This window comes from Citrobacter sp. Cf136, assembly GCF_030333815.1.
Taxonomy (GTDB): domain Bacteria; phylum Pseudomonadota; class Gammaproteobacteria; order Enterobacterales; family Enterobacteriaceae; genus Citrobacter; species Citrobacter freundii.
The window spans coordinates 318003-331229 of record NZ_JAOWFE010000032.1 but is presented as its reverse complement, the minus strand read 5'-3'; the positions used below and the strand labels follow the sequence as shown (position 1 = coordinate 331229).

Annotated in this window: 12 protein-coding genes; 4 read left to right on the top strand and 8 right to left on the bottom strand. The window is 51.9% G+C overall.

Annotated elements, in window-relative coordinates; all coding sequences use genetic code 11:
- Positions 1 to 83 precede the first annotated feature (83 nt).
- Both metG and OGV98_RS05840 read left to right on the top strand, forming a co-directional pair.
- Positions 84 to 2117 carry a methionine--tRNA ligase gene (gene metG / locus OGV98_RS05845; RefSeq protein WP_202581162.1) on the top strand — a complete coding sequence of 678 codons (2034 nt, stop codon included), beginning with the start codon at positions 84 to 86 and terminating at the stop codon, positions 2115 to 2117.
- 206 nt (positions 2118 to 2323) lie between these two features.
- Positions 2324 to 2782 carry a YehR family lipoprotein gene (locus OGV98_RS05840; RefSeq protein ID WP_202581161.1) on the top strand — a complete coding sequence of 153 codons (459 nt, stop codon included), beginning with the start codon at positions 2324 to 2326 and terminating at the stop codon, positions 2780 to 2782.
- Positions 2783 to 2824: 42 nt separating this feature from the next.
- On the opposite strand, the gene OGV98_RS05835 is transcribed toward OGV98_RS05840, so the two are convergent.
- The 3 genes from OGV98_RS05835 to OGV98_RS05825 are packed head-to-tail and all read right to left on the bottom strand — an operon-like array spanning position 2825 to position 5743.
- Complete coding sequence (locus tag OGV98_RS05835) at positions 2825 to 3295, bottom strand: YehS family protein (RefSeq protein ID WP_003027346.1); 471 nt, start codon at positions 3293 to 3295, stop codon at positions 2825 to 2827.
- Positions 3296 to 3341: 46 nt separating this feature from the next.
- Positions 3342 to 4061, bottom strand: coding sequence for a two-component system response regulator BtsR (gene btsR / locus OGV98_RS05830; protein WP_003840155.1), 720 nt, complete (start codon positions 4059 to 4061; stop codon positions 3342 to 3344).
- Positions 4058 to 5743 carry a sensor histidine kinase gene (locus tag OGV98_RS05825; RefSeq protein ID WP_003027348.1) on the bottom strand — a complete coding sequence of 562 codons (1686 nt, stop codon included), beginning with the start codon at positions 5741 to 5743 and terminating at the stop codon, positions 4058 to 4060. Before OGV98_RS05825 ends, btsR begins: the two co-directional genes overlap by 4 nt.
- Positions 5744 to 5968: 225 nt before the next feature.
- Between OGV98_RS05825 and mlrA the strand changes: the two genes are divergently transcribed.
- Complete coding sequence (gene mlrA, locus OGV98_RS05820) at positions 5969 to 6700, top strand: HTH-type transcriptional regulator MlrA (RefSeq protein ID WP_003027351.1); 732 nt, start codon at positions 5969 to 5971, stop codon at positions 6698 to 6700.
- A 51-nt stretch (positions 6701 to 6751) separates the two neighbouring features.
- The gene (locus OGV98_RS05815) at positions 6752 to 6859 is read left to right on the top strand and encodes a protein YohO (protein ID WP_003027354.1); all 108 of its coding nucleotides are present in this window, start codon (positions 6752 to 6754) and stop codon (positions 6857 to 6859) included.
- Here the strand turns inward: OGV98_RS05815 and OGV98_RS05810 are convergent.
- The 5 genes from OGV98_RS05810 to bglX form a co-directional block, all read right to left on the bottom strand.
- Positions 6840 to 7571 carry an ABC transporter permease gene (locus tag OGV98_RS05810; RefSeq protein WP_202581160.1) on the bottom strand — a complete coding sequence of 244 codons (732 nt, stop codon included), beginning with the start codon at positions 7569 to 7571 and terminating at the stop codon, positions 6840 to 6842. The two genes, OGV98_RS05815 and OGV98_RS05810, sit on opposite strands and share 20 nt — an antisense overlap.
- Positions 7555 to 8502, bottom strand: a complete 948-nt coding sequence (locus OGV98_RS05805; RefSeq protein ID WP_049002963.1) for an ABC transporter ATP-binding protein — start codon at positions 8500 to 8502, stop codon at positions 7555 to 7557. The genes OGV98_RS05810 and OGV98_RS05805 overlap by 17 nt, the downstream gene beginning before the upstream one ends.
- Positions 8495 to 9661, bottom strand: a complete 1167-nt coding sequence (locus OGV98_RS05800) for an ABC transporter permease (RefSeq protein WP_121540239.1) — start codon at positions 9659 to 9661, stop codon at positions 8495 to 8497. The genes OGV98_RS05805 and OGV98_RS05800 overlap by 8 nt, the downstream gene beginning before the upstream one ends.
- Positions 9662 to 9676: 15 nt before the next feature.
- On the bottom strand, positions 9677 to 10594 hold the full coding sequence (gene osmF / locus OGV98_RS05795; RefSeq protein WP_003840148.1) for a glycine betaine ABC transporter substrate-binding protein OsmF: 918 nt from the start codon (positions 10592 to 10594) through the stop codon (positions 9677 to 9679).
- 195 nt (positions 10595 to 10789) lie between these two features.
- Positions 10790 to 13087: a beta-glucosidase BglX gene (gene bglX / locus OGV98_RS05790; RefSeq protein ID WP_049015356.1), complete on the bottom strand. Its 2298-nt coding sequence runs from the start codon at positions 13085 to 13087 to the stop codon at positions 10790 to 10792.
- Positions 13088 to 13227 lie beyond the last annotated feature (140 nt).

Genomic DNA, 13227 nt, shown 5'->3' with positions numbered 1-13227 from the left:
AAATGCCCTTATCGCTTGGCGCAGTAATTACCATTTTGGTACTATCAAAGCCCTTTTCACTACAAAAGAAGTAATTGCCCACTATGACTCAAGTCGCGAAGAAAATTCTGGTAACGTGCGCGCTGCCGTACGCCAACGGCTCAATCCACCTCGGCCATATGCTGGAGCACATCCAGGCTGATGTCTGGGTCCGTTACCAGCGAATGCGCGGCCACCAGGTTAACTTCATCTGCGCGGACGACGCACACGGTACGCCAATCATGCTGAAAGCACAGCAGCTTGGGATCACGCCAGAGCAGATGATCGGTGAAATGAGTCAGGAGCATCAGACTGATTTTGCAGGTTTTGACATCAGCTATGACAACTACCACTCGACGCACAGCGAAGAGAACCGTGAGCTGTCTGAGCTGATTTACACGCGCCTGAAGGAAAACGGTTTTATTAAGAACCGTACAATCTCCCAGCTTTACGATCCGGAAAAAGGCATGTTCCTGCCGGATCGTTTTGTTAAAGGCACCTGCCCGAAATGTAAGTCTCCGGATCAGTACGGCGATAACTGTGAAGTCTGCGGCGCAACCTACAGCCCGACCGAACTTATCGAGCCGAAATCCGTTGTGTCTGGCGCGACGCCGGTGATGCGTGACTCCGAACACTTCTTCTTTGATCTGCCGTCATTCAGCGAAATGCTGCAGGCGTGGACGCGCAGCGGCGCGTTACAGGAGCAGGTCGCCAACAAAATGCAGGAATGGTTCGAATCCGGCCTGCAACAGTGGGATATTTCCCGCGATTCCCCGTACTTCGGTTTTGAAATCCCGAATGCGCCTGGCAAATACTTCTACGTCTGGCTGGACGCGCCAATTGGCTATATGGGTTCATTCAAAAACCTGTGCGATAAGCGCGGTGACACCACCAGCTTTGATGAATACTGGAAGAAAGATTCCGACGCCGAGCTGTATCACTTCATCGGTAAGGATATCGTTTACTTCCACAGCCTGTTCTGGCCTGCCATGCTGGAAGGCAGTAACTTCCGTAAGCCGACCAACCTGTTCGTCCACGGTTATGTGACGGTGAACGGCGCGAAGATGTCTAAATCTCGTGGAACCTTCATTAAGGCAAGCACCTGGCTGAAGCACTTCGATGCCGACAGTCTGCGCTATTACTACACGGCGAAACTATCTTCACGTATTGATGACATCGACCTGAACCTGGAGGACTTTGTCCAGCGCGTTAATGCCGATATCGTCAACAAAGTAGTCAACCTGGCATCCCGTAATGCAGGCTTTATTGCTAAGCGTTTTGACGGCATTCTGGCGACTGAGCTGGCCGACCCGGCGCTGTATAAAACCTTCACCGACGCCGCAGCAGCGATCGGCGAAGCATGGGAAAGCCGTGAATTTGGTAAAGCTATTCGTGAAATCATGGCGCTGGCCGACGTGGCAAACCGCTACGTTGATGAACAAGCACCGTGGGTTGTGGCTAAACAGGAAGGCCGCGATGCCGACCTACAGGCAATTTGCTCCATGGGCATTAACCTGTTCCGTGTGCTGATGACCTACCTGAAGCCGGTTCTGCCAACGCTTGCTGAACGTGTGGAAGCGTTCCTTAACTGCGAACTGAGCTGGGATGCCATTGCGCAGCCACTGCTCGGTCACAAAGTCAACACCTTTAAAGCGCTTTACAATCGCATCGACATGAAACAAGTTGAAGCGCTGGTGGAAGCGTCGAAAGAAGAAGTGAAAGCCGCTGCCGCACCAGTAACCGGTCCGCTGGCGGATGACCCGATTCAGGAAACCATCACCTTTGACGATTTCGCCAAAGTTGACCTGCGCGTAGCGTTGATTGAAAACGCCGAATTCGTGGAAGGTTCCGACAAACTGCTGCGTCTGACGCTGGATCTCGGTGGTGAGAAACGAAACGTCTTCTCTGGTATTCGTTCTGCGTATCCGGATCCACAAACCCTGATTGGCCGCCAGACCATTATGGTTGCTAACCTGGCTCCTCGTAAGATGCGCTTCGGCATTTCTGAAGGGATGGTAATGGCCGCAGGTCCTGGCGGGAAAGATATCTTCCTGTTAAGCCCGGATGAAGGTGCAAAACCAGGCCAACAGGTGAAGTAAGTCAAGTATCTCAAGCGCTGCAACCGCAGCGCTTTTTTTTTGCTACGTGAGTGCTTCCTCTAATCTTAACCCTTAATCCATTTTCGGACTGCTCAGTTGTTAATATTAGATTTATTCTATACTGCTCTGGGATCAAGATAGTCCGGGCTTACCAGATTCGTGGAGGTTATTGTTTAACATCCGATATTCATGAAATGGAGTTTTACATGAAAGCGTTACATAAATTTTTCACTCTCGCCGTGGTATCGGTTGTGTTTTTTTCCCTGGCAGGATGCGGTGATAAAGTAGAGACAAAAACATTTAATGCCAACCTCAACGGTTCGGATATCACTGTCTCTTACACCTATAAAGGTGATAAGGTCCTGAAGCAAATCTCTGAAAGTAAAATCAGCTATGCGTCAGTCGGTGCCAGCAATAAAGAAGAAGCAGCAAAAGTATTCGACGCATTAAGCGCCAAATATCAAAACATTACTGGTATAGAAGAAAAACTCACCTATTCAGATACCTACGCGCAAGAGAATGTCACTATCGATATGGAAAAAGTCGATATAAAAGCGTTGCGGGCCATTTCAGGGATGAAACTATCTGAAAACGCCGATAAAAACATCAGCATGAAGCAAATGCAAACGGTAATGGAATCGGCGGGTTTTAAAGAAGTGAAGTAAAGCTTCGGCGACCCGATGTTGATCGTGGTCGCCAGCGCTGCTTTACGCTTTCTTTTTATGCTCTCGCGACGTTAAACCACGCAGGAAATAACGCAGGAACTGATCGCCGCATTCGCGATAATTCTTATGGTCCGGCGCGCGCATCATGGCGGTAATTTCCGGCATCGACACACGGAATTTCTGCTCGGTCATAATTGCCAGAATATCATCGGTTTTCAGTGAAAAAGCGATACGCAGTTTTTTCAGCACCGTATTATTGTTAACACGACGCTCAAGCGCCAGTTCCGGTGCAGAATCATCTTTACCACGCAGATGATAAATCAGACCGTTTAAAAAACCGGAGAGAATGATATCCGGGCAGCGAACAAACCCGTCTTCATCTTCTTTTGTCGTCCAGGTATCGAAATTTGCGGAGATGGATTCCATGTCAGCAAGCGCAAGAATACGCACCATGTCGTTATTGTTCGCTTTCAGGGTGTAGCGCAGGCTACGAAGAATATCGTTACTTAGCATAGAGCCTTCAACTGTCGGTGATGCAATGGCGCGCAGTGTATCAGTTTTACAGTCCAATCGCCTCTTTTAGACTTTTAAGATAACGACGACTCACCGGAACGGTCAGCCCGTTACGCAAAATCAGTTCCGCCTGGCCGTTGTCTTCCAGACGGATCTCCTGCAATTGCGCCATATTTACCAGATATTGTCTATGACAACGCAGCAGAGGAGTACGGCTCTCCAGCGTCCTGAGCGTCAACTCAGTGAAGCCTTCTTTACCATCACTGCTGGTCACATATACGCCACTCATACGGCTGCTGATAAACGCCACATCATCCATTTGCAACAAATAAATTCGGCTGTGACCGCTGCACGGAATAAACTTCAGCGCCTGCTGATTTTCTGGCAGCAGTGATACATCCTGCTTCGTGCGCTCCTGACGCAAACGGATCAGCGTTTTTTCCAGCCGAGCTTCTTCGATCGGCTTGAGCAGATAATCAAACGCATGTTCTTCAAAGGCTTTCACCGCATACTCATCAAAGGCGGTCAGAAAAACAATGTACGGACGATGCTCGGGATCAAGCATGCCAACCATTTCCAGGCCGCTGATTCGCGGCATCTGAATATCAAGGAACAGAACATCCGGACGCAATTTATGTACCGCGCCAATGGCTTCCACCGCATTCGAACATTCGCCGACAATCTCGATGTCGCTTTGCTCCTGCAACAGGATCCGCAGATTCTCCCGGGCTAACGGTTCGTCATCGACAATTAGCACTTTGATCATGCCAGTTCCTCCAGAGGAAGTCGTAAAGTGATTCGGGTAAAGCGGTCAGGTTCACACGCTACGCTAATGCCAAAATCATCGCCAAACCGCTCGCGCAGTCGTTTATCGACCAGATTCATACCCAGTCCACTGGCTTCTGATGTTGGCTGATACAGCCCGGCATTGTCTTCGATATCCAGCATCAGATATTGCCCTTCTCGACGGGCGGTAATCGATACTTCACCGGTATCTAATAACTGAGAAGTACCGTGTTTGATAGCATTCTCCACGATGGGTTGCAGAGTAAAAGCGGGTAATTGCTGATGCGAAAGTTCTTCTGGCACCGTCAAGGTCACCTGAAGACGCGATTGGAACCGTGCCTTTTCAATTTGCAGATAAGCATTAACGTGTTCAATTTCATCGGCCAGCGTCACAATTTCCGACGGGCGTTTTAAATTTTTCCGAAAGAACGTCGACAGATACTGCACCAGTTGGCTGGCCTGCTCGCTATCACGTCGGATCACAGCTTTGATGGTGTTGAGCGCATTAAACAGAAAATGGGGATTGACCTGGGCGTGCAGGAGTTTTATTTCCGACTGCGTGAGCATCGCTTTTTGCCGCTCATACTGTCCGGCCAGAATCTGCGCCGAAAGCAGTTGGGCGATCCCTTCCCCCAGCGTGCGGTTGATTGAGCTAAAGAGACGGTTTTTGGCTTCATACAGTTTGATGGTCCCCATCACCCGCTGGTTTTCACCCCGCAAGGGGATCACCAGCGTCGAACCTAATTTGCATTGCGGATGCAAAGAGCAGCGATAAGGGACTTCATTGCCGTCAGCATAAACCACCTCTCCGGTTTCAATCGCCCGCTGGGTGTACGAGGAAGAGATAGGTTTGCCCGGCAGATGATGGTCATCACCAATACCGGTAAATGCCAGCAGTTTCTCACGATCGGTAATCGCCACCGCACCGATATCCAGCTCTTCATACAGCACCTGAGCAACCTTCATGCTGTTAACCTCGTTGAACCCCTGGCGCAAAATCCCTTCCGTTGAAGCGGCAACTTTGAGCGCGGTGGCGGAAAAAGCGGAGGTATATTTTTCAAACATCGCCCGTTTATCGAGCAAAATACGCATAAATAAGGCGGCGCCGACGGTATTGGTCACCATCATAGGCGCGGCAATATTGCTGACCAGTCGATAGGCATCATCAAACGGCCTGGCGATCAATAAGATGATCAACATCTGCACCAGTTCAGCAACAAAGGTAATGGCGCCCGCCGTCAGCGGGCTGAATACTTTATCGGTACGACCACGACGGGTGAGCACGCTGTGCACCAGTCCGCCGAGCAACCCTTCCACAATGGTCGAGATCATGCAGCTAAGCGCCGTCATTCCGCCCATTGAATAACGATGTAAACCACCGGTCAGACCGACTAAGCCGCCAACCACAGGGCCGCCAAGCAGCCCGCCCATTACCGCACCAATAGCGCGAGTATTCGCAATGGAGTCATCAATGTGCAGCCCGAAATAGGTGCCCAAAATGCAGAAAATGGAAAAGGTAACGTAGCAAAGCAGTTTGTGCGGCAGCCGGATAGTCACCTGCATCAGCGGAATAAACAAACGCGTTTTGCTCATGAGCCACGCGATAACGAGAAACACGCACATCTGCTGAAGCAGCAGCAACACCAGATTAAACTCGTACATACCCGCCAACCACACATCTCTTAAAAGCGCGTAACATACATGGGCTGCGCGTAACTTTCTTTGAAGTGTTGCAAAAAAAAAGGAATTTGTGAGAACGATCACTCGAAAGCGCGAGCATGACTACAAACTCACCCATTTATTGATCAAAAAACAGACAAAACTACCTGGTTCGCAAAAGAGCGTCTAAAGTAAAACTGGGACCTCGCAAGCATAAGTGAGACGACGATGGCGCTTTACACAATAGGTGAAGTGGCTTTGCTTTGTGATATCAACCCTGTCACTTTACGCGCGTGGCAGAGGCGTTACGGATTACTGAAACCGCAACGGACAGACGGCGGACATCGCCTGTTTAACGACGCGGATATCGATCGGATCCGTGAGATAAAACGCTGGATCAACAACGGTGTCCAGGTCAGCAAGGTTAAAATGTTGCTCAGCAATGAGAGCATTGATGTGCATAACGGTTGGCGTGAACAACAAGAGACGCTGTTGAGCTATTTGCAAAGTAATAATCTGCATAGCCTCAGACTGTGGATTAAAGAGCGTGGTCAGGATTATCCCGCACAAACGCTCAACACCCATTTATTCATTCCGTTACGCCGACGTCTGCAATGTCAGCAGCCGATCCTCCAGGCGTTACTGGGGATCCTCGACGGCGTACTGATCAACTACATCGCGATTTGTCTTGCCTCAGCACGCAAGAAACAGGGCAAAGATGCTCTGGTGGTTGGCTGGAACATTCAGGATACGACCCGCTTATGGCTGGAAGGTTGGGTCGCCAGCCAGCAGGGGTGGCGCATTGACGTCCTTGCCCATTCGCTGAACCAACTGCGACCGGAGCTGTTTGAAGGTCGCACCTTGCTTGTCTGGTGCGGCGAGAACCAAACGCCCGCTCAGCAACAACAGCTGAATGAATGGCGCGCGTTGGGTCACGATATTTATCCACTCGGTATTTAATATTCTATTAACAAACGTGTACAATCCTTGAATTCACATAAGGAGTGCATAATGAGCGCAGCTAAAATCGGTGTCATTACCCTCTTCCTGCTGATGGCCATCGGCGGTATCGGCGGTGTCATGCTGGCAGGTTATACCTTTATTTTACGTGCCGGGTAAGATGTCTCGCTAATTTCTCAAAACCGCGGTCAACAATTACCGCTGCCAGCGCGACCAACAGCGCCCCCTGAATTACATAGGCGGTATTGAACCCACTCAGCCCGATAATAATCGGCGTACCCAGCGTGTTCGCTCCAACGGTTGAGGCGATGGTTGCAGTGCCTATATTAATAATCACCGACGTGCGAATCCCGGCCAGAATAACCGGGGCCGCCAGCGGTAACTCTACTTTACGCAGCCGCTGCCCCTGACTCATGCCCATTCCACTGGCGATATCCATCACGCTGGAAGAAATGCCGCCAAGTCCCGCCAGGGTTGCCTGCAAGATCGGTAATACCCCATACAAGATCAGCGCAATAATTGCCGGTTCAGGACCAAATCCCATCACTGGTACAGCGATCGCCAACACCGCAACTGGCGGAAAGGTCTGCCCCATGGCGGCAATGGTTTCCACTATCGGCCTGAATTCCGCGCCCCAGGGTCGGGTTACCGCAATTCCCGCCCCAACGCCAATCAATACGGCGATAAGGCTTGAGATCCCCACCAGTGTAAAATGGGCCAGCGCCAACGCTGTAAAACTTTCCTGCTGATACACGGGACGTGGCAGCTCAGGAAACAGCGAACTAAACAGGGTCTGACTGTGAGGCAATCCAACCAACAGGATCAGAAACAACGCAACAAGCCACAGCAGTGGATCAGCAAGACGTTTCACGGGTCGGCATCTCCGAAAGCAAATCGCGAAAATGGAGCGTTCCGCAGGGTAACCCCTGCAGCGTCACGACCGGTAAAACGTCGCAACCGCGCGCCACGAACACCGATAACGCATCACGAAGCGTCATCTCATCCACCAGCGGCTCGCCGTCTGAGTGTTCTCCTCGACGGATAAAATCGCCTACCGTACGCAGCGACAACAGACGTACGCCCAGTTCACTGCGGCCAAAAAAGGTTTGTACGAAATCATTCGCTGGCGCAGTGAGCATCGACAGCGGCGTGCCTTGCTGCACGACCTTTCCTGCATCCATCAGCACCAAATGTTCCGCCAGTCTTAGCGCCTCGTCGATATCATGCGTCACTAACACAATGGTACGCCCGAGCAGACGGTGAATACGCGTCATCTCCTGCTGCAGCGCACCGCGGGTGACCGGGTCCAGCGCGCCAAAAGGCTCATCCATCAATAGCACCTGCGGATCCGCCGCCAACGCACGCGCAACCCCGACCCGCTGCTGCTGTCCGCCGGAAAGCTGATGCGGATAACGGTGGCGCAAACTTTCCTCAAGACCCAGCAGCGCCATCAGTTCATCTGTTCGGTCATCAATACGTGAGCGCGACCACTTTTGCAGTTGCGGTACGGTGGCGATGTTCTGCGCGACGGTCCAGTGGGGAAACAAGCCAATAGACTGAATCGCGTACCCCATGCGCCGTCGTAGCTCCAGCACCGGCAGGCTACGAATTTCTTCTCCGGCAAAGCGGATCTGCCCGCTGTCGTGTTCAACCAGCCGATTGATCATCTTTAGCGTGGTGGACTTCCCCGAACCTGACGTGCCGATTAGCACCGAAAAGCTGCCCTCCCCTAACTGCAGGTTAAGGTCATCAACGGCTTTTTGCTGACCATAGGTTTTACTGACGTGGCGAAATTCAATCATTATTCGATACCTTTAGCAGCGCGAGACCTAAATCAAACAGCGCATCAATCAACACTGCCAGCACAACGACTGGGATCACGCCCAACAGCACTAAATCGACGGCGCTACTGAGCAATCCCTGAAAGACCAGCGCGCCAAATCCCCCTGCTCCAATCAGCGCAGCAATCACCGCCATTCCCACGGTTTGCACCATCACTACCCGTAAACTGCGTAAGAAGACCGGCAATGCCAGCGGGAACTGCACCGAGACAAATCGCTGGAAAGTGTTCATTCCCATTGCTCGAGCGCTTTCCAGTACATCCCGCGGTACCTGATTCATCCCAGCCACAACGCCACGTACCAGCGGTAACAACGCATACAGCACCAACGCAATAAGCGCAGGCGTCATACCGGTTCCCGCGACGCCGAACTTGCCCAATAAAGGAAAGTGCTTCACCAACCCGGCAAGCGGCGCAATTAACAGGCCAAACAGCGCGACGGAGGGAATGGTCTGGATGATGTTGAGTAGTGCAAATACCGGCCCCTGACGGGTGACAGAGAAAGCACACCAGATGCCCAGTGGCACACCAATAAGCAGCGCGGGCACCACGGTAGCGAACAGAATTGTCAGATGCTGCGCCAGCGCGTCGTTGAAGACATCCTGGCGGTTGGCATATTCTTTAAGCAGAGAAAGATCGTTAAACGTGCCGGAGGACAAAAGCACCAGCGGCACAATGAATATTTGAGCATGCAGCGCCCAACGCCACAGTGCCTGAACGGTGATGCGACGAATAGCGTCACTGGCGGCCAGCAGCATCAGCCCCACGCCCAACCAGAATCCACTGCCCAGACTGGTTCTGGCCAGCGGACTCCCCGTCTTCGCCAGATACGTTGCCGTTGTACCTGCGGTTACCAGCGCGGCGATCACCAACAGTTGGCAAACGATAAGCGCCAATATATTACCGGACCTTCCCGGTACAACGCTCAGAAGACACAGCAGCAAACAGGCCACCGCCAATCCCCATGCCGTGTCGGAGCTGATATCCCAGAGTTGACGACCTTCGCCGGACACCAGACGATTAGGGGCATAGCTAATGAAAGGCAGCGCTGCCGCCGCGAAAGTAAGAAGCACCAGCAACAACAGCACCCGATTGACTGAAATATTCGACAAAACACCCACCCGCTGCAAACGCCGTTACTTCACCCATCCTTTTTGCTTCAGGTAATCTGCTGCGACTTTTTTCGCATCCAGCCCCTCCACGGCAATACTGGCATTCAGCTGCTGCAACGTTTTTTCATCCAGACTGGCAAAAACCGGCTGTAGCCACTCTCCCATTTGCGGATAGTCTTTCAGCACAGATTCACGTACGACGGGTGCTGGCGCATAAATGGGCTGGACACCTTTTGGATCGCTTAAAGTTTGCAGACCGAGCGCCGCAACCGGGCCATCGGTGCCATAAGCCATCGCCGCATTGACTCCAGAAGTCTGCTGCGCCGCCGCTTTAATCGTTACCGCGGTATCCCCCCCAGCCAGCGACAACAGCTGATTTTGATTCAGTTTGAAATCATAGGCTTTTTCAAACGCTGGCAGCGCGTCAGCCCGTTCGATGAATTCCGCAGAGGCGGCAAGTTTGAACGTTCCTCCGTCCTTCAGGTAACGGCCTAAATCAGCAAGGGACTCAAGTTTGTTCTTTTGCGCGACATCCTGGCGTACTGCAATAGTCCAGGTGTTGTTGGCGGGTGCAGGGGTTAGCCAGACCAGCTTATTTTGCTCTGCATCCAGCTTTTTCACTTTGTCGAATCCAGCCTGCGCATTTTTCCACGCGGGATCATTTTCATCTTTAAAAAAGAATGCGCCATTACCGGTATATTCCGGATAAATATCCAGCTCACCGGAGGTGATTGCCCCACGCACCACTGGGGTGGTACCAAGCTGTATTTTATTGACGGTTTTCACGCCATGGCTTTCGAGCACCTGCAAAATAATGTTGCCGAGCAGCGCCCCTTCGGTATCTATTTTTGAACCGACCGTGACGGGTGACGCGGCCTGTAAGGGTAGGCTTATCGCAGCTAACAGCGCCAGCGAACCCACCGATACTTTTGAGATTATCATGCTGTACTCCTCATCCTTTTGCGGCCCTTTTCAGAGACTTGAGGAAAAAGCATAGTCGAAAAATCAGGGCTTAACCTGGCAATTGGGGAGTAAGAGAGGGATTCGTTAGCAATAACGTGATGAGAAATAAGAAGCAGACGCGGCGCGTACGTCTAAAGATAAAGGCCGGAAACCCGGCCTTTACTCGCTAATCAATTACAGCAGTTCAAATTCGCCCTGCTTCACTCTGGCGGAATCCACGCCGATGAAAACGTTAAACTTGCCCGGTTCTGCATCGTATTGCATACGCTGATTCCAGAACTTCAGCGCGTCAATGTCAATCGGGAAGCTGACGGTCTGGGTTTCACCCGGCTTAAGATTCACTTTCTCAAAACCTTTCAGCTGTTTTACCGGACGACTCATGGAAGCGGTCACGTCCTGCAAATACATCTGAATCACCGTCGCACCTTCGCGCTTGCCGGTGTTGGTTACCTGCACGCTGGCCGTCACGGTCCCGTCACGCTTCATCGTTGGAGAAGAGAGCTTCACATCAGAAACCGTGAACGTGGTGTAGCTCAGGCCATAACCAAAGGGATACAACGGACCATTCGCTTCATCAAAGTAGCGCGACGTGTACTTGTTCGGCTTATCTGCGTTATACGGACGACCGGTATTGAGATGGCTGTAATAGACCGGAATCTGTCCGACAGAGCGCGGGAAAGACATCGGCAGCTTGCCTGACGGGTTGTAATCACCAAACAGCACATCGGCGATGGCGTTACCGCCTTCCGTCCCGGCAAACCAGGTTTCGAGGATCGCATCGGCCTGTTGATCTTCTTTAACCAACGCCAGCGGACGTCCGTTCATCAGTACCAGAACCAGAGGTTTACCGGTGGCTTTCAGCGCGGCAATCAGGTCACGCTGACTCTGTGGAATAGTGATATCGGTGCGGCTGGAAGCTTCATGCGCCATACCTTGCGCTTCGCCGACTACCGCAACCACCACGTCAGACTGCTTCGCTGCGTTCACGGCTTCATCGATCATCGCCTGCGGCGAGCGCGGGTCAACCTTCACCGCCTCTTCATACAGATTGAGGAAATCGACAATGCCTTTGTCGTTGGTGATATTCGCCCCTTTGGCGTACAGCACTTTGCCCTGATCGCCGACGGCATTTTTAATCCCCGTCAGTACCGTTACCGACTGATCCGCAACACCGGCAGCGGACCAACTGCCCATCACATCACGCTTGCTGTCGGCCAACGGACCGACGACTGCCACGGTGGCGGATTTTTTCAGCGGCAACGTTTCCAGACGGTTTTTCAGCAGCACCAGGCTTTCTCGCGCTACTTCACGCGCCTCTTTACGGTGCAAACGGCTTTCCGCGTTGGTGTCCTGTGGGTCAGATTCTTTGGCCCCCAGATGACTGTACGGGTCGTTAAACAGCCCCATATCATATTTCACGTTCAGCACGTGGCGCGCGGCGTCATCCAGCTCAGCCATCGTCACTTTGCCGGATTTAATCAAGCCCGGAAGATATTTGCTGTAATACTCATCGCTCATACTCATATTAATGCCGGACTTGATCGCCACACGCACCGCATCTTCAGGATCGGAGGCAGTACCGTGCTTAATCAGTTCCTTAATCGCGCCGTGATCGGAAACGGTAATACCCTTAAAGCCCCATTCATCACGCAGCACGTCTTTGAGCAGCCATGCATCTGAGGTTGCAGGCGTACCGTTTAGCGAATTAAGTCCTACCATTACCGCACCGCTACCAGCGTCCAGCCCGGCTTTATACGGCGGCATATAGTCGTTGAACAGACGCTGTGGGCTCATATCGACGGTGTTATATTCCTTGCCACCTTCAACCGCGCCATAAGCGGCGAAGTGCTTGACGCTGGTCATCACCGAATAGCGATCCGCCGGGCTTTTACCCTGCATCGCTTCAACCATGGTTTTACCCATCGTAGCCGTTAAATACGTGTCTTCACCAAAACCTTCTGAAGCACGGCCCCAACGCGGATCGCGAGAGACATCGACCATTGGCGCCCAGGTCATATTCAGACCATCGTCGGCGGCTTCATACGCGGAAATACGGCCAACGGTTCTGACCGCATCGAGATTAAAAGAGGACGCCAGGCCGAGACTTATCGGGAACACGGTACGTTGGCCGTGCAATACGTCGTAGGCAAAAAAGAGAGGAATTTTCAGGCGGCTGAGTTCCATCACCTGATCCTGCATTTTGCGGATATCCTGGCGCGTGACGGTGTTAAAAATTGCCCCAACCTGCCCGTCTTTGATCATCTCGCGGATGGCTTCTTTCGGGTTATCAGGCCCGACGCTTATCAAGCGTAGTTGCCCAATTTTCTCATCCACGGTCATCTGTTTAAGTAAATCGGTAACGAATGCATCCCGCGCTTCTGGCGTCAGAGGATGGTTACCAAACAGCGTGTCCGCCTGCGCTGGTTGCAACGCCAGACTCACCGCGACACCTACAGAACATAGCCATTTCATGTTGATTCTCTCTTTATTTTTTCCCGACGAGGCAGCGAAAATATAACAAAAACCGCAGTTTGCCGTAAGACTAAACGGGAGCGATAAAGAAAGCTAAGGTTATTCTCCTAATTTTCAAAACCAGCGCAAATCATTAGAAG